At 75.7% G+C, this 16,413-nt stretch carries 12 protein-coding genes and 1 pseudogene; 9 read left to right on the top strand and 4 right to left on the bottom strand.

Annotation, left to right across the window (positions count from 1 at the left end):
* Positions 1-101 precede the first annotated feature (101 nt).
* The 7 genes from cysK (at position 102) to IPO09_05430 (ending at position 7,101) form a co-directional block, all read left to right on the top strand.
* Positions 102-1,070, top strand: a complete 969-nt coding sequence (gene cysK / locus IPO09_05460; GenBank protein ID MBK9516798.1) for a cysteine synthase A — start codon at positions 102-104, stop codon at positions 1,068-1,070.
* Entirely contained in the window at positions 1,067-1,792 is a 726-nt protein-coding gene (locus IPO09_05455) for a DUF4395 family protein (GenBank protein ID MBK9516797.1), read from the top strand. The genes cysK and IPO09_05455 overlap by 4 nt, the downstream gene beginning before the upstream one ends.
* A 74-nt stretch (positions 1,793-1,866) precedes the next feature.
* Positions 1,867-3,033, top strand: coding sequence for a molybdopterin-synthase adenylyltransferase MoeB (gene moeB, locus IPO09_05450; protein MBK9516796.1), 1,167 nt, complete (start codon positions 1,867-1,869; stop codon positions 3,031-3,033).
* A gap of 296 nt (positions 3,034-3,329) precedes the next feature.
* Positions 3,330-3,962 (top strand): sigma-70 family RNA polymerase sigma factor, encoded by a 633-nt coding sequence (locus IPO09_05445; GenBank protein MBK9516795.1) that lies wholly within the window; start codon positions 3,330-3,332, stop codon positions 3,960-3,962.
* 104 nt (positions 3,963-4,066) lie between these two features.
* Positions 4,067-4,237: a hypothetical protein gene (locus IPO09_05440; GenBank protein ID MBK9516794.1), complete on the top strand. Its 171-nt coding sequence runs from the start codon at positions 4,067-4,069 to the stop codon at positions 4,235-4,237.
* A gap of 143 nt (positions 4,238-4,380) precedes the next feature.
* Complete coding sequence (locus IPO09_05435) at positions 4,381-5,718, top strand: PAS domain-containing protein (protein MBK9516793.1); 1,338 nt, start codon at positions 4,381-4,383, stop codon at positions 5,716-5,718.
* Positions 5,719-7,101: a sigma-54-dependent Fis family transcriptional regulator gene (locus IPO09_05430; GenBank protein ID MBK9516792.1), complete on the top strand. Its 1,383-nt coding sequence runs from the start codon at positions 5,719-5,721 to the stop codon at positions 7,099-7,101.
* 219 nt (positions 7,102-7,320) lie between these two features.
* On the opposite strand, the gene IPO09_05425 is transcribed toward IPO09_05430, so the two are convergent.
* The 4 genes and pseudogenes from IPO09_05425 to IPO09_05410 form a co-directional block, all read right to left on the bottom strand.
* On the bottom strand, positions 7,321-9,018 hold the full coding sequence (locus IPO09_05425; GenBank protein ID MBK9516791.1) for an HNH endonuclease: 1,698 nt from the start codon (positions 9,016-9,018) through the stop codon (positions 7,321-7,323).
* Positions 9,019-9,895: 877 nt separating this feature from the next.
* Positions 9,896-12,127 carry a hypothetical protein gene (locus IPO09_05420; GenBank protein ID MBK9516790.1) on the bottom strand — a complete coding sequence of 744 codons (2,232 nt, stop codon included), beginning with the start codon at positions 12,125-12,127 and terminating at the stop codon, positions 9,896-9,898.
* 614 nt (positions 12,128-12,741) lie between these two features.
* Positions 12,742-13,287: pseudogene (locus IPO09_05415) on the bottom strand (PEGA domain-containing protein).
* Positions 13,284-14,732, bottom strand: coding sequence for a serine/threonine protein kinase (locus tag IPO09_05410; protein ID MBK9516789.1), 1,449 nt, complete (start codon positions 14,730-14,732; stop codon positions 13,284-13,286). The pseudogene IPO09_05415 and the gene IPO09_05410 overlap by 4 nt, the downstream one beginning before the upstream one ends.
* 53 nt (positions 14,733-14,785) lie before the next feature.
* Between IPO09_05410 and IPO09_05405 the strand changes: the two genes are divergently transcribed.
* Together IPO09_05405 and nrfH are read left to right on the top strand one after the other, a co-directional pair.
* A complete protein-coding gene (locus IPO09_05405; protein MBK9516788.1) occupies positions 14,786-15,718 on the top strand; it encodes an FHA domain-containing protein in 933 nt (310 codons plus the stop codon).
* A gap of 219 nt (positions 15,719-15,937) precedes the next feature.
* Positions 15,938-16,396 (top strand): cytochrome c nitrite reductase small subunit, encoded by a 459-nt coding sequence (gene nrfH / locus IPO09_05400; protein ID MBK9516787.1) that lies wholly within the window; start codon positions 15,938-15,940, stop codon positions 16,394-16,396.
* The last annotated feature ends 17 nt before the right edge of the window (positions 16,397-16,413 follow it).

Here is a 16,413-nt window from a genome sequence, read left to right as displayed (position 1 = left end):
GCGCGCGCCCGTCGCGTCCGTTATAGCGGACACCGTCACGCCCGGGCAGGCCGGGCACCCACCGCGGGCCACCCACCCGCCTCCGCAGCGCGAGGTCGCACATGGCACGGATCTTCGAGGACAACAGCCGCAGCATCGGCCGCACGCCGCTGGTCCGGCTCAACCGGATCACCCAGGGGCTGGGCGCCACCGTCCTGGCCAAGATCGAGGGGCGCAACCCGGCCTACTCGGTGAAGTGCCGCATCGGCGCCGCCATGATCTGGGCCGCCGAGCGCGACGGCCTGCTCACCCCCGGCTCCCGGCAGCGCACCATCGTGGAGCCCACCAGCGGCAACACCGGCATCGCGCTGGCCTTCGTGGCGGCGGCGCGCGGCTACCCCATCACCCTCACCATGCCGGAGACCATGTCGCTGGAGCGCCGGCGGGTGCTCAAGTCCTTCGGCGCCGAGCTGATCCTCACCGAGGGGGCCAAGGGCATGCCGGGGGCCATCGCCAAGGCCGAGGAGATCGCCGCCAGCGACCCGGGCCGCTACTGGCTGCCCCAGCAGTTCAAGAACCCCGCCAACCCGCAGGTGCACTTCGACACCACCGGCCCCGAGATCTGGGACGACACCGACGGGCAGGTCGACGTCTTCGTGTCCGGGGTGGGGACCGGCGGCACCATCACCGGGGTGACCCGCTACCTGAAGCAGGCCCGGGGCAAGGCCATCCGCTCCATCGCGGTGGAGCCCATCCACTCGCCGGTGCTCACCGCCCTCAAGGCCGGCCAGCCGCCCAAGCCGGGGCCGCACAAGATCCAGGGCATCGGGGCCGGCTTCAAGCCGGACGTGCTCGACCTCTCGCTGGTGGACGAGGTGGTGACCGTCTCCAACGACGAGGCGGTGGAGTTCGCGCGCCGCCTGACCCGCGAGGAGGGCATCTCCTGCGGCATCTCCTGCGGGGCCGCCGCCGCCGCCGCCGTGCAGGTGGCCGGCCGGCCGGAGTCGAAGGGCAAGACCATCGTGACCATCCTGCCGGACGCCGGCGAGCGCTACCTCTCCAGCATCCTCTTCGAGGGGATCACGGCGTGACCGCCGCCACCCTGGGGCGCGCGCTGGCCGCCCGCCGCGCCGACCCCTACCGCGACCTGGCCGTCATCGACGCGCGGGCGCCGCGCTTCAACCAGGCCACCGTGGGGGTGGTGGCCCTGGCGGGCGTGCTGACCGGCTGGTGGGGCCTGTACGCCCTGCTGGCCCTGCAGCTCACGCTGGGGCTGGCCTTCGGGCGCCGCTGGTGCCTGCCTTGCGCCTTCTACTTCGAGGTGGTGCAGCCGCGCTTCGGCGAGGGCCGGCTGGAGGACAGCCGCCCGGTGCGCTTCGCCAACCAGGTGGGCGCCACCTTCCTCTGGGCCGCCAGCGCCGCCGGGGCGCTCGGCCTGGCGCGGACCTCGCTGGCGCTGGGCGCCGTGGTGGCGGGGCTGGCCCTGCTGGCCGCCGCCACCGGCCTGTGCGTCGGCTGCCTCATGTACCAGGCGGCCGCCCGCCTGCGCGGCATCCGCTCCCTGCAGGTGGGGCGGGTCGACCTGGCCGAGCTGGGGGCCTCCCCTGGCCAGGCCGCGGTGATCCAGTTCACCCACCCGCTCTGCGGCGACTGCGTCGAGCTGACCGGCCGCCTGGCCAGCGCCGCCACCCCGCCGGTGCTGGTGGACGTGTCGCGCCGGCCCGACCTGGCGCGCAAGTACGGCGTGGCGGTGGTGCCGCTGGCGTTCCGGGTGGCGGCCGACGGCACGGTGCTGGGGCGTGTCAGCGGGTGAGGGCGGCGCCAGGCCTGCGCCGGCCGCGCCTCACGGAGGCGGCGTCCGCGGCGCGGTGCGGCTAGGATCCGGCCATGCACGCCACCGGCACCGACGGGCTGCCCGAGCTGACCCCCGCGGAGTACCAGCGCTACGCCCGCCACCTCATCCTCCCCGAGGTCGGGCTGGAGGGGCAGCGCCGGCTCAAGGGCGCGCGGGTCCTGCTGGTGGGCGCGGGCGGCCTGGGCTCCCCGGTGGCCCTCTACCTGGCGGCCGCCGGCGTGGGCCACCTGGGGCTGGTGGACTTCGACACCGTGGACGCCTCCAACCTGCAGCGCCAGGTGCTGCACGGCACCGGGGACGTGGGGCGCCTCAAGCTCGACTCGGCGCGCGACCGGCTGGCCGACCTCAACCCGGGCGTCCACGTGGAGGGCCACCCCACCCGGCTCGACCGGGGCAACGCCCTGGAGCTGGTGCGGGCGCACGACCTGGTGGTCGACGGCACCGACACCTTCGCCACCCGCTACCTGACCAACGACGCCTGCGTGCTGGCGGGCAAGCCCAACGTCTACGGCTCGGTCTTCCGCTTCGAGGGGCAGGCCTCGGTCTTCGCCACGGCCGAGGGCCCCTGCTACCGGTGCCTCTACCCGGAGCCGCCGCCGCCCGGGCTGGTGCCCTCCTGCGCCGAGGGCGGCGTGCTCGGCGTGCTGCCCGGCCTGGTGGGGCTGATCCAGGCCACCGAGGCCCTCAAGCTGCTGCTGGGCGCGGGCGAGCCGCTCATCGGGCGGCTGCTGCTGGTGGACGCCCTGGCCATGTCGTTCCGGCAGGTCAAGGTGCGGCGCGACCCGCGCTGCCCGGCCTGCGGCACCCGGGAGATCACCGAGCTGCAGGACTACGAGCAGCTCTGCGGCGGCCCGGCGCGGCCGCCGCCGGCCGAGGAGGCCGACCTGGAGATCGGCCCGGCCGAGCTGGCCCGGCGGCTCGCCGCGGGTGACCCGCTCGATCTGGTGGACGTGCGCGAGCCGACCGAGTGGGCCCTCTGCCGCCTGCCCGGGGCCCGCCTGGCGCCCCTCTCCTGCTTCCCCGACGCGGTGGCCTCCTTCCGCCACGACCGCGAGGTGGTGCTCTACTGCCACCATGGGGTCCGCAGCCTGACCGCCCTGCGGCGGTTGCAGGAGGCGGGCCTGACGCGCCTGCGCAGCCTGGCCGGGGGCATCGACCGCTGGTCGGTCGAGGTCGATCCGGCCGTCCCCCGATACTGAGGCGACGGCGTCCGAGGCTCCGGCGCCCGGACGGGCGCCGCCGGACGCGGTCAGGTCGCGGCCGGCGCCTTGTCCACCTGGCGAAGGGCCGGTGTGGCGCGGCCGGATCCTGCCCGCCGCCAGGGAGGGCTCGCCGTGACGCCCCAGGGCTGGCTCCACTCCTTCGGGGACCTGCCCCGGCGGCACGCGCCAGCGCCCGTCCGCCTGGGCAGCCCGTGCGCGACCCCTCCGGCCGGTGGCGGCGCGGCGCAAGGCCCCGACTGGCCGTCCGCTGCCAGCCCGGGTAGCCTGCCCCCATGACGCTCGAGTCCCGCGTCCAGGCCCTGCTCCAGGCCGGCGACCAGAACGGGGCCGCCGGCGCCGTCATCGAGGCGCTCGGCCCCGCCATCCTGCGCTACCTGCGGTCGATGCTGCGCGCGGAGGACGACGCCGGCGACGCCTTCTCCCAGTGGGCCGAGAACGCCTGGCACGGGCTGCCCGACTTCCGCTTCGGGGCCTCCCTCAAGACGTGGAGCTACCGGCTGGCCTGGAACGCGGCGCAGAACCTCCGCAGCGAGGCCTGGCGGCGCCACGGGCAGCGGCTCACCACCGGCCAGGCCTCCGTGCTGGCCGCGTCGCTCCGGACCAGGTCGGCGGTGGTGGTGGAGCAGCAGCGGCAGGCGCTCGACGCGCTCCGCGCGGCGCTCGGCGAGGAGGAGCGCTGCCTGCTGGTGCTCCGCCTGGACCAGGGGCTCTCCTGGGACGAGGTCGCTGCGGTCCTGGCCGAGGGAGGCGCGCCGGTCTCGGCCGCGACGCTCATGAAGCGGTTCGAGCGGATCAAGACCAAGCTCGGGAAGCTGGCGCGCGACCGCGGCCTGCTCGACGAGGAACGGCCCGGGCCCGCCAGGCCGGCCAGGCCTGGCGACCCGGGCGACGACCGCAGCGCGTGAGCATCGGCGCGCCGGCCGGTCAGGTTTCCGGGGGTGTCCTGTCAGCAGGTCGAAGGGTGCGGTTCGAGAGGTCCGCGCCCGCGACACCCACCCCGGAGCCCGCCATGACGCCGACCGCCCCCCAGTTCCCCTCCCGCCGCTCCCGCCTCGCCATCGCCCGCGACCTCGTGGTGGTCGGCCTGTGCGCCCTCGTGGTGGCCGGCTTCCTCTTCGACGTGGCCGGCGGCGCGCCGACGGCGCGCCCGGCCGCCTCCTCCACCCGGTTCTCGTCCTAGGGCCGAGCCGGAGCGCCTGGCCGGGGCCGGCCCGATCGGCTGGTGCCTTCCGAGCGCCCCTGCCCGGGAGCCTCGAGGACCGCCGGCCCCGCCGGCTCCGACGAGCGGCCCTCCGCCCCCGCCCCGCGGTAGGCTATTGGCGCATGGTCCCCTCCCTCGGCCCCGGCGCCCTGCGCGCCCTCCTCCTCGCGGCGGTGGCCGCCCTGACGGCCGTCGTCAGCGGCCTGCTCTTCCTGCGCGACGTGACGCGCCTCGATCCCCACTTCGCGGCGCTGGCCTGGCGCACCGCCACGGTGGCGGCCCTCTCCATCGCCGTGGCCACCGGTGCCCTGGCGCTGCTGCTCTCCATGCTGGCCGACCGCACCCGCCGCGCCGAGGAGGCGCTGGCCGAGGCGCGCCGGGAGCGCGAGGCCCGCCGCGCCGAGCTCGCCACCATCCAGGCCATCGTCGACTCGATGGCCGACGGGGTGATCTTCATCGACGCCAAGGAGACCATCGCCCTCGTCAACAAGGCCGGGCGCGTCCTCAAGAACCTCTCGCAGGGGGCCGGCGCCGACGTGCGCGACTGCCACCCCAAGGCGAGCCACCAGGTGCTCGAGCGGGTCATGGGCTACCTGCGCAGCGGCGACGACGCCGGCCCGGCCCACTCCATCATCAAGGAGAAGGAGGGGCGCTTCGAGACCACCTACGCGCCGGTCAGCTCGCCGGAGGGCGCCTACCTGGGCACGGTCATGGTGATCCGCGACATCGCCGAGCGGCGCCACCTGGAGACCCGCCTGCTCGACGCCGAGCGGCTGGCCGGCCTGGGGCAGATGTCGGCCCAGATCGCCCACGAGCTGCGCAACCCGCTCAACGCCATCGACGGCGCCGCCCAGTACCTGGCGCGCCGGCTGGCCGGCGACGCCGAGGTGGCCGAGTACGCCGGGCTGATCGGCGAGGAGGTGCAGCGGGTCAACCGCTTCGTCTCGGCGCTGCTGCACGTGGCGCGGCCGGCCGAGCCGGTGCTGGCCCCGGTGGCGGTCAACCGGGTGGCGAAGGAGGCGGCCCAGAAGGTGGCGCTGGCGCGCGGCCTGCCCGCCGACCTGGTGCGGCTGGAGCTGGCCCGTGACCTGCCGCCGCTCGACCTGGACGCCCCCATGGTCTCCGAGGCCCTGGTCAACCTGCTGCAGAACGCCCTCGACGCCGGCGGCGAGCCGCCCACCCTGGTGACCCGCACCGAGGGGAGCGGCGGCGAGGGCGCGGTGGTGCTGGAGGTGCTGGACCGGGGCTGCGGCATCGAGGCCGACCGGCTCGACGAGGTGCGCCGGCCCTTCGTCACCTCCAAGCCCCACGGCACCGGCCTGGGGCTGGTGATCGTGCAGCGCGCCGCCGAGCTGCACCGGGCCCGCTTCGGCCTGGCGCAGCGCGAGGGCGGCGGCACCGTGGCGGCGCTGCGCTTCCCGGTCCGCCGGGTGGCCTCGGCCGTGGCCGGGGAGGCCTGAGTGGGCAAGGAAGGGCTGATCCTCTTCGTCGACGACGACCCCAACACCCGCAAGGTGGCGCGCGCCAACCTGCCGCTGGACGGCTTCGAGGTGCTGGTGGCCTCCTCCGGCGCCGAGGCGCTGGCCCGGCTGGCGGAGGCCGACCCGCTGGCCATGGTGACCGACCTGCAGATGCCCGACCTGGACGGCATCGCCCTCATGGAGCAGGTCCACCAGGCGCGGCCCTCGCTGCCGGTGGTGCTGGTGACGGCCCACGCCACCGTGGAGACCGCGGTGGCCGCCATGCGCAAGGGGGCGCTGCACTACCTGACCAAGCCGGTGCGCTGGGACGAGCTGGCGCTGGTGCTGCGCCACGCCGTGTCCCACGAGCGGGCCCGCCGCGACGTGGCCCGCCTGACCGGCGAGCTGGAGCGGGCCACCGGCTTCGAGGAGCTGGTGGGCGACTCGCCCGCCATGCGCGACGTCTTCAAGCTGGTGGACCAGGTGGCCGGGGCCGACGCCACCGTGCTGCTGCGCGGCGAGACCGGCACCGGCAAGGAGCTGGTGGCCCGCGCCGTCCACCGGCGCTCGCCGCGGCGCGACCGGCCCTTCGTGGGGGTCAACTGCACGGCGGTGCCCCGCGAGCTGATGGAGTCGGAGTTCTTCGGCCACGAGAAGGGCTCCTTCACCGGCGCGGTGGCGCGGCGGGCCGGCCGCTTCGAGCAGGCCGACGGCGGCACCCTGTTCCTCGACGAGGTGGGCGACCTGGACCTCGCCATCCAGGCCAAGCTGCTGCGGGTGCTGCAGGAGCGCGAGATCACCCGGGTGGGCGGGCAGCGGGCCGAGAAGGTGGACGTGCGCATCGTGGCCGCCACCAACCGCGACCTGGAGGCGCTGGTGAAGGACGGGCGCTTCCGCGACGACCTCTACTACCGGCTCAACGTCATCCCGCTGCGGCTCCCGCCGCTGCGCGAGCGGCCCGGCGACCTGGCGGCGCTGCTGGACCACTTCCGCGGGTCCTTCGCCGAGCGCTTCGGCCGGGCCGTGCCGCCGCCGCCGCCCGAGGTGCTGGCGGCGGCCCAGGCCTACGCCTGGCCGGGCAACGTGCGCGAGCTGCGCAACCTGTGCGAGCGGGCGGCGCTGATGGGCTGGGAGGCGGTGGCGCCGCTGCTGGTGCCGGCCGCGCCCGACGGCCCGCAGGTGGCCGCCGCCGCCGAGTTCGGCCTGCCGCTGCTCGACGCCCGGGCGCGCCTGGTCGAGCGCTTCGAGCGCGAGTACCTGACCCGGCTCCTCAAGGAGCACAAGGGCAAGGTGGGCGAGGTGGCCCGCGCCGCCGGGATCGCCGAGCGGAACCTGTACGAGAAGATGAAGGCGTACGGGCTGGCGCGCGACGACTACCGGTGAGCGGTGGGGGCCGGGCCGCGCTCGGCGGGGGGTCGGCGTGGCTCGGCGTGGCTCGGCGTGGTCCCGGTCGGCGTGGTCCCGCTCGGAGTGGTCCCGTTCGGCGTGGTCCCGCTCGGCGCGGTCCCGCTCGGGCTGGCACTGTTCGGCCCAGCCACGCTCGCCTTGGCCCCACTTCGCCTGGCTCTGCTCGGGCCGGCTGCGCGTGAGGTGCTCCCTCGGTCATGGTCCGCGGCCCCGCCCTCGTTCGGCCGCGGCCGCGGGCCCGAGCGCGAGCCGGGCGGCGTACCGGTTGTGGCGTGCGCAGACCACCCGGAGGTTGGCCGCGGTGGCCTGGCCGCCCAGGGCGAGCGGCACGAGGTGGTCGAGCTCGAGCCGGTGGGTGGCGCCGCAGGTGCCGCCGCGGTCCAGTGGGAACTGGCAGCGCTGGCCGTCGCGCTGCCAGACCTCGCGCCGGACGGCGGCGGGGATGAAGCGGGGGTGGGGTGCGGGGGCGGCGGCGGGTTGCTCGGCCGCCGGGGCCTGCGGGGAGGTCGTGGTGGAGGTCTTGGCGTGACCTTCCGTTGTGTGGTGAACGGGGTCCATGGGGTGAGCGGTGGCATTGGCGGCACCGGCAGCCGTGGCGTCACTGTCGCTCGGGGCGGAGGCTGAACCCACTGGAACGGCTGCCTTACCGGGGGTGGTCGGGTCCCCGCCGGTGCTGGCTAACTGCACGCTGGTGGTGGACGGCTGCACGCTGGCGCTGGCTACCTGCACGCTGGTGGTGGACGGCTGCACGAGGCTGCTGGACGGGTGAACTTCGGTGGTGGCCACCTGCGCGCCAGTGCTCGCCACCTGCGCGCCGGCGCGAGCGCCGGCGGGTTTGCCGGCGGATGAAGCCCTCCTCCTGGCCTGCTTCTCCAGCAAGAGGTCCAGCGCGGCCTCCAGCACCTGCTCGGTGGAGGCGCCGGGGATCGCGTGGGCGAGGCCGTCCCTTGCGGCGGCGACCTTCTCGAGGAGGCGGCGGGAGACGGTGAGGTGGAGGCGGCGCAGGTCGGCGGTGAGCGGCTCGACCTCATCCGGCGGCGGCCTCGCCGAGGCCCGAGGTGGTTCGGACGTCCGAACCAGATCGACCCGGGCGGGGTCACCGCAGCAGTCCATGCTGCCGGAAGGCAGGAGATGCGGCAGCGTCACGGCCAGTGCGAGTTCGGACGTCCGAACCAATTCGCCCCGGGCGGGTGCATTGGCCTGAGCTTCCCTCCAGGCGGGGGAGGGCTGCGGCGCAGCGGCGGCCAGCAGGAGGTCGGACGTCCGAACCAGATCGCCCCGGGCGGGGGCAGCCGCGGCGGCGGTCCCGGTAGAGTTCGCCTGCCCCGCGATGGTCGTCACCACCTCCCGGCGCGGCGGGTCCTGCCGGGGCGAGATGGCCGCTGCCACCTCCTTGGCCTCCCGGGCGGAGAGGCCGAAGAAGCTGGGCAGCAGCTCGGCCTGGTTCTCCGGGGTCAGCAGCCGGGCCAGCTCGCCCACGGTCGAGAGACAGAGCCGGCCGTCCCGGAGCGGCGCCTCGACGGCCGGGAAGCGCGGGAGGAGTCGGGCCGCCGTGAAGCGGAGGAAGGCGGCGCCCTTGGAGAGGTGAAGCTCGCGGGTGAGGAAGGCGAACAGGCTCGCGTGGCCGAGCACCTCCCAGCCGCGCCGCTGGTCGAAGCCGGCCAGGGCCAGGAGGAAGTCGGCGGCGGCGGCGCGCTCGCGGGAGAGGAGGCCGGCCAGGGCGTCGCGCAGGGCGCGGGCGTCGGCGAGGGAAGCGGGCGGCAGCGGCTGCGGCGCGCGGGCCGTCAGCCAGGCGGCGGAGGCCTCGCTGGCGACCGGGACCGAGGGCGCGGCGAGCACCCCCGGCGCGCGGGCGTCGGAGGGGAGAACGAGGCGGAGGAATTGGGAAGCCATGCACTCAGAGTCGCATGGGGGTCTGACATTCGAGGTGCGTGAAACTTAGGTGGGACAGGGGTTTCGTGCGTGTCAGCCAAGTGAGCGAGCGCCCCCTGAGTTGAGGCCTAGATCGTCGGGGAGCCCCTCACCCCGGCCCTCTCCCCGGAGGGGAGAGGGAGCGCACAACCTCGGGGTCGCGGTCGGGGTCGCGGTCGGGGTCGCGGTCGGGGTCGCGGTCGCGGTCGCGGTCGGGGTCGGGTCGCGGTCGGGGTCGAGGTCGCGGTCCGGGTCGCGGTCGGGGTCGGGGTCGGGGTCGGGGTCGGGGTCGGGGTCGCGGTCGGGGTCGCGGTCGGGGTCGAGGTCGGGGTCGAGGTCGGCTTGGTCTGCTCTCCCTCTCCCCCACACCGTGGGGGAGAGGGCCGGGGTGAGGGGGCCGCCCGGGGTCGAGGTCCACCACCCATGAAGGCGCCGCCCCTCACCGAACGGCCGTGGGCCGGAGCGCGCAGGCCCTCCGCAGCGCCGCGACCGGATCACCCGCCCGCCGAGGCGCGCCCCGGACACCCCGCGCGCGCCCGAGACCGTCCAAGCCTGCGGGCCGCGCGCAGCGCGATCCCGCAGGCGCGTTTCGAGGGCGCGCCACCCGCGTCACCCCGGCGCGCGCCGAGGCCACGGGTCACCGCGGGCGGCGCGAGGACCAGGCCGAAGCGAGCCGGACCACGGCCGCGCCGTTCAGGGCGGCGCCGTCCGAGGGGTCGGCCAGGAGCAAGTAGGCCGGGGTCCGACGGTCCGGGCGACGGGGCGCCCTTCGACTTGGCCTCGCTGGCGCGAGGTTACGCTCGGGGCGAACGGGAGAGCGTGCGGCTCCACGCCGACTGGGTACTGGCGGCGGTCGGCCTCAGGGGCAAGGCCCTGCGAACTTGACACACGTGTTCGTCATTCCGTCTACCGTCGCGCCAGCCTGGAAGAGGTAGTCGACCGGGGTCGTCGGAACGTCGGAACCCCAGACCGTGAAGCCTACGTTTACGACGCCCGCCTTCACGGCCAGTCCGACGCCTGTTGTGTAGCAGGCGATGGTGTTGGAGTTCGCGTCGCAGACGGATCCCGAGAGGTCGAGCGTCCCGCTCGAGAAGACCAACACCTGGTCGCCGACGTTCGAAAGCACCTTGTTGCGGCCGAAGGTGACCGCGCTGGGAAGAGTCCCGTTGAAGACGAGCCCTCCACCCTTTCGGGCTGGATACGGGACGATTGTGTAGGTGGGCCCGTTTCCCTGGTTTCGCTGGATCAGGTTTCCGCTCAGGTCCAAGGACGTCGCTGAAGCTGGGCTGTCGATGAACACGCCGGCTCGATCCGCCTCCTCGATCGTCGAGTCCCTCACCGCCAGCGAGCAGTTCCCCGTGTGACGCAAACCGTTGGCGAACCGGACCGGCGTTGCCCCGGTGCCCAGACCGGAGATCCGCACGGTATCCACCGTCGCCTGCGCCGTGTCGCCGGCCAGCGGGCAGCCGGTTGCAACCCCCACCCCCGTGGCCGTCGTGTTCCGCACCTGGAACCCCGAGAGCGTCGCGCCAGGGCCCAGGGTGATGAAGGTGCCGGTCCCCACGCCCGCCGCGGGCTGGAGCACGTAGCTCGCCGTGCCGAGCGGGAGCTCCGAGGTGGTGAGCGTGACCCCGGCCGGAACGACCAGGGCCTCCTCGGTGAACTCCACCGGCGCGCTGGCGAAGCCGGTGGCCTTCACCGTGTCGCCCGCCACCGCCGGGCCCCCCAGCGCCGGGCCCCTCAGCGCCGCCGCCACCGTGGTGAAGCGGCAATGCGGCGCCTCGGCGCCGTTCACCTCGAGCCCGGCCTTCCGGGGAGCGCCGGAGTCCACGTAGTAGGTGGCCGGCGACGTCGCCACCGGCGGGCAGGTGCAGGCCGCCGGGGCGCCGGGCGTGCAGAGCAGCTGGCTGGCCCCGCAGGCCTCCTCCAGGCTCCAGGCCAGGCAGCGCGCGTCGGCGGGCTGGGGGGCGCACCGCAGCAGGTCGTCGCCGCTGCAGGAGAACGCGCCCGCCGTGGCGCACCCGTCACCCGGGCCGGGGCCGGCGTTCGGGCAGCAGGCGCCCGCGGGCTGGGTCCCGGTGCAGCTCTCCCCCGCCCCGCAGGCGGTCGCCGGCCCCTCGGACCAGCAGCCGTTGGCGGCGCTGAAGACGCAGCTCACCTCCTGGCCGGCGCTGCAGAACGAGCCGGCGGCGCCGCCGCAGGCGTCCTCCGCGCAGGCGCAGGCCGGCGTGCCGCTGGCGCTGCCGGTGGCGCTGCAGACCAGGGTGCCGAGGGTGCAGTCCTCGGGATCCCGCCAGACGTGGCAGTCGGAGCCCGACACCTTCGGCCGGCACGAGAGCAGCGTGCTGCCGTCCTTGCAGGCGGTGGCCGCAGCCAGCGGATCGCACCCCTGGCCCTCGTTCGGCCCCGGCAGCGGGCAGGCACAGGCCGCCGCCGGGTAGGCGCCGCCACAGGTCGCCCCGGCCGCGCAGGCCACCTCGCCGGTGGGGTGCCGGCAGCCGTTGGTGAAGGCGCAGACGCCCTTCTTCGCCGGATCGGCGGGGCAGTAGGCGCCCTCCCCCGTGCCGCCGTAGGCGCCCTCACCCGGGCAGAGGTCGCTCGCCGGGCAGCCGCAGCGCGCGGCCAGCAGGCCGTCGGGCTGGCACTCCGTGAAGGTGGGGCAGTCGTCGTGCCGCTCCTCGTACCGGCAGGAGGACCCGGCCTCGGTCGCGCAGGTCACCAGCTGGCCGGTGCCCGAGCAGAAGGACTCCACCCCCGGGGTGCAGCCGCCGGAGACGCAGTCGCAGGTCACCGCATCCGGGTTGCACGCCTGGTGCTCGGAGCAGGTGGCGACGTCCACCAGCGCGGCGCAGATCCCGTCCCCGGCGACCTGGCAGGACTTGAGGTCCTTCCCGTCGCAGCTGGCGCCGTGGCAGATGGTCCCCTGGCAGGCCATGGCCGCCAGGCTGCAGGTGCGGTCGTGGCCGCAGCGCTGGCCGGCCGGGCAGTGGGTGTCGTCGCCGCAGGCGGCCCCCTCGGTGCCCACGGTGCAGCCCACCAGCAGGCCAGTGGCGGACGCCGCCGCGAACAGGAGTGCCCGGAAGGTGCGCATCAGAACTTCCCCTCGACGAAGAAGAGCGTCACGCCGGCCGCGGCCGCCGCGCCGGAGAGGCCGTAGAGGAGGTTGGCGGTCTTGGCCTTGCTCCTGGCGTCGCGGGCCAGGGCGTCGGCGTCGGCGTGGATGGTGCCGTCGCGCAGCTGGTCCTCGGCCTTGCGGGCCTCCAGGCCGAACCAGGCGCCCGCGGCCAGGGCGGCCACCGCGGTGCCGGCGGCCACCCAGGTGTAGAGGCGGGGCCTCGGCGGCCCCGGTGGAGGTGGGGGCGGCCTGGGCAAGCCATCGGCGGGGGGGCGGGGCTGGAGGTCCGGGGTCGCGGCCGTGGGGGCGCCCCCCCTCACCCCGGAGGGGAGAGGGAGTACGGAGGTCGGGGTCGAGGTCGAGGTCGAGGTCGGGGTCGAGGTCGAGGTCGAGGTCGAGGTCGGGGTCGAGGTCGAGGTCGAGGTCGGGGTCGAGGTCGGGGTCGAGGTCGAGGTCGAGGTCGGGGTCGAGGTCGAGGTCGAGGTCGAGGTCGGGCTTCCCTTCCCCTCCACCTTCGGCACCTGCGACACCATCCCTGGGGGAGGGGCCGCGGGAACCACCGCGGGCGGGGCCGCCGCCTGGGACCTCGAGCGCAGCACCACGTCCAGCAGCCGCGAGGTCGCCGCGTTCAGCTCGGCGTCCTGCTCCTCGGGCTGGAAGCCGTCCAGCGCCAGCGCCACCCGGTAGACGCCGGGCGGCAGCGTGGTGTGGAAGGGCGTGCGGCCGCGCACCTTGCCGTCCAGGCGCACCACCGCGCCGGGGGGATCGGTGTAGACCAGCAGCGCCTGCACGCCGGCCGCCGCCAGCCGCTGCTCCAGCTTGCCGATGGCGGCGCGCACCGCGGCCCGGTCGCGCGCGTCCGGCACCTCGCGCAGGTAGTCCTGGTAGCTGCGCAGGGCGGCCGGCCACTCGCCCAGCTTCTCCCGGCACTGCGCCACGTTGAAGTGGAGGGCCCCGTGCGGCTTGAGCCGGTAGGCGGCCTCGAACCTGCCGATGGCCTCGCGGTACTTGCCCGCCCGGAAGCGCTGGGCGCCCTGCTCGAACTGGGCGCGGGCCTCGGTCACGTCGTCGGCCGCGGGGGCCGGCGCTGCGGCGAGGAGCACGAGGGCGGCGAGAGCGATCATCATCCTGGTCATCGGAAGGGGTCCGGCTTGAGCGGGTCGGGTTGGGTGGCGTAGGGGTCCTGCAGCGCCCCGGCTGGCTTCCGGGCGGCGTCGGGCCGGCCCGGCTTCTGCGCGGCCGCGGGCGGCGCCGCGGCGGGCGGCGAATGCACCGGTGGCGGCTCCGCCGGCAGCGGGGCCGCCGCGGGAGCGGCCACCACCGGCGGCGCCTCGACCGGCGGCGGCGCCGCGGGCGGAGGGAGCGGCGTGGCGGCCTCGACGGCCCGGGGCGCGGCGACGGCCTGCGGCGCCTCCGGCGCGGCGCGGCGCCCGGCCAGCACGGTGAGGCCGACGACCAGCCCGACCAGCAGCGCCAGAACCCCCACCGCCAGCGCCACGCGGCCGAGCGGGCGGCCGGTGCCCAGGCGCACCGCCTCCTGGGTGGCGGGGCCGGTGGCCAGAGGCACCGCGCCGTCCGGCAGGGGAGGCAGCGCCGGCAGCGGGATGGTGTCGCCGCGGCCGGTGACCGCGCCGGTGCCGGTCCGGCCGGTGGTGGGGCCGGAGGCCGAGGCCAGGTTCACCACCAGCCGCACCCGCATCACCTCGGCGGCCAGCGCCTGCATGGAGGGGAAGCGGTCGGCCGGGCGCTTGGCCAGGGCGCGCAGCACCAGCCGATCGAGCTCGGGCGGCAGGCCGGCCCGCCGCGAGCCGAGCCGGGGCGGCACCTGGCTCTGGTGGGCCACCAGGGTGGCGATGGCGGTCGAGCCGACCAGCGGCAGGGTGCCGGTCAGCAGCTCGAAGGCCAGCACGCCCACCGCGTAGACGTCGGTGAGCGGGTCCACCTGGCCGCCGGTGGCCTGCTCCGGCGCCATGTACTCCGGCGTGCCGATGATCTCGCCGTCGCGGGTCATCCGATCGGCGCCCGGCACGTGGGAGATGCCGAAGTCGATGAGCTTGACCCGCTCGGTGCCGTCCGGCAGCAGCTCCACCAGGATGTTGGCCGGCTTCACGTCGCGGTGGACCACGCCGCGGGCGTGGGCCGCCTCCAGGGCGCGGCAGAGCTGCTCCAGGAGCGCCAGGGCCCGCGGCACCGGCAGCGGACCCTCCTGGCGCATCAGCTGCCCCAGGGTTCGCCCCTCCAGCATCTCCATCACGTAGTAGAGGTCGCCGCCCTCGTCCTGGCCGTAGTCCACCACCTCGACCACGTTCTCGTGGGCGATGCGGCTGGCCGCCTGCGCCTCCTGGCGGAAGCGCTCCACCAGCTCGGGGTCGATGGCGCGGTCGGCGTGCAGCACCTTGACGGCGCAGCGCCGGCCCAGCGTGGCGTGCTCGCAGAGGTAGACCGAGCCCATGCCCCCTGAGCCGAGCGCCTGCAGGACCCGGTAGCGACCGCCAATGAGGCGCCCCTCCGCCCCGGCGGCTGCGCCGCCCGAGTGGTTCCCCTCCCGCCTGGCGGATTCTGACGAACCCGGTTCGACCATGCCCGAATGAATCGATGTTACCATGGTGGCTCGGTTCCACTGAGGGGATGGCCGTGTTCGATCTGCTCGTCCTCAACGGCTCGAGGGCCGGGGCGTGCTTCTCGCTCCCCGGCGTGCCGACGGTCCTAGGCCGGTCTCCGGAGGCTCATCTGCGCCTCGACGACCCCTGGATCTCGAACATGCACGCGCTCTTCGAGCCGCGCGGGCAGGAGCTCTGGGTGGTGGACCTGGGCAGCCGCAACGGCACCTTCCTGGGCACGGAGCGGATCGAGGAGTCCCAGGTCACGGTGGGCGCGGTGCTCTCCTTCGGCCGGACCGAGGTCCGCCTCGAGCCCCGGGGCACGGCCTCCCAGCGCACCGCGGACCCCGACAAGGCGCCCATCCGCACCGAGGAGATCCGGGCCACCGTGCGCACCGGGCGCAGCACCACCGATCTGCCAGCGGCCCACCTGCCGGCCGGCGAGGCCGACCCCTTCCTCTTCGCGCTGCGCCCGCTGGCCCTGCTCCGCCTGTCGCTCTCGGTGGTGCCGGGCCGCCCTCCCCCGGACGCGACCTCGCTGCGCTCGGCCTGCGACGTGGCGGCGCGGGTGGTGCGTCGCCACGGCGGGCGCACCACCCGGCTGGGAAGCGCCGCGCTGGTGGCCGTCTTCGGCTTCGGCGGGCCGGCCTCCGACGACGCGGCCCGGGCCCTGCGGGCCGCCGAGGAGGTCCGGGACGACCTGCTGACGCTGGCCCCCGACCTGGCGCCGCGGCTGGCGGTGGACGCGGGGCCCTCGGTGGCCGGCATGGTCTCGGGGCCGGAGGGCGCCGAGCTGGTGGCGCTGGGCGAGGCGCCGGACCGGGTGGAGCGGCTGGTGGGCGCGACCGGGCCCGGGGACCTCCTGGTCGGGCCGGGCGTCTCGGCCGGCGCGGATCCCCGGCTGGAGCCGGTCCCCGAGGCCGAGGCCGCCGGCCTGGCGCAGGTCCGCCGACTCCGCGTCGGCTGATCCCCGCGCCCGGCCACCGCCGGCCGGAGCTGGTCGGTGTCGCTGCGCCGCTGATCGGACCCGCGCATCCGAAGGCTGTTGGTCCTCATCCGATCCGCGCCGTCGCCGCCGGCCCCGGGCCGGGCTCCTGCCTGTGTCCGCGGGGGGTTGGCCCCGGCGCGACCGGCCCCGCGGCTGGCGCGCGGCTTGCGTTAGCACCCGGCAACCCTCGAGGCCTCCATGACGAAGAGCCGTGGCTTCTCCCTCCTCCCGATCCCGCTGACGCTGGCCGCCGTGGCGGCCGGCCTGGCCATCGGGATGGGGGCCTTCGCCTTCACCTACGCCAAGGGCGCCTCCTACATGGGGAACGACCCGGCCACCTGCGCCAACTGCCACGTCATGGCGGGGCACTACTCGGGCTGGCAGGCCGCGCCGCACCACCAGGTGGCCACCTGCAACGACTGCCACACGCCGGCCGGGTTCCCCGCCAAGTACGTGGTCAAGGCCATCAACGGCTGGCACCACTCCTTCGCCTTCACCATGGGCGGCTACCCGGACGTCATCAAGGCCCGCCCCGAGAGCAGCGCCATCGTCGAGGCCAACTGCCGCCGCTGCCACGCCGACCTCATCGACGAGCTGGTCCACGGCGGCGACCTCTCCTGCATCCGCTGCCACGCCTCCGTCGGCCACCTGCGCTGACCGCCGTCTCCACCCCG

Source organism: Anaeromyxobacter sp. (genome assembly GCA_016718565.1).
In the GTDB taxonomy this organism is placed as follows: Bacteria; Myxococcota; Myxococcia; order Myxococcales; family Anaeromyxobacteraceae; genus JADKCZ01.
The sequence above is the reverse complement of the archived record's forward strand: the minus strand, read 5'-3'. Positions and strand labels throughout refer to the sequence as shown.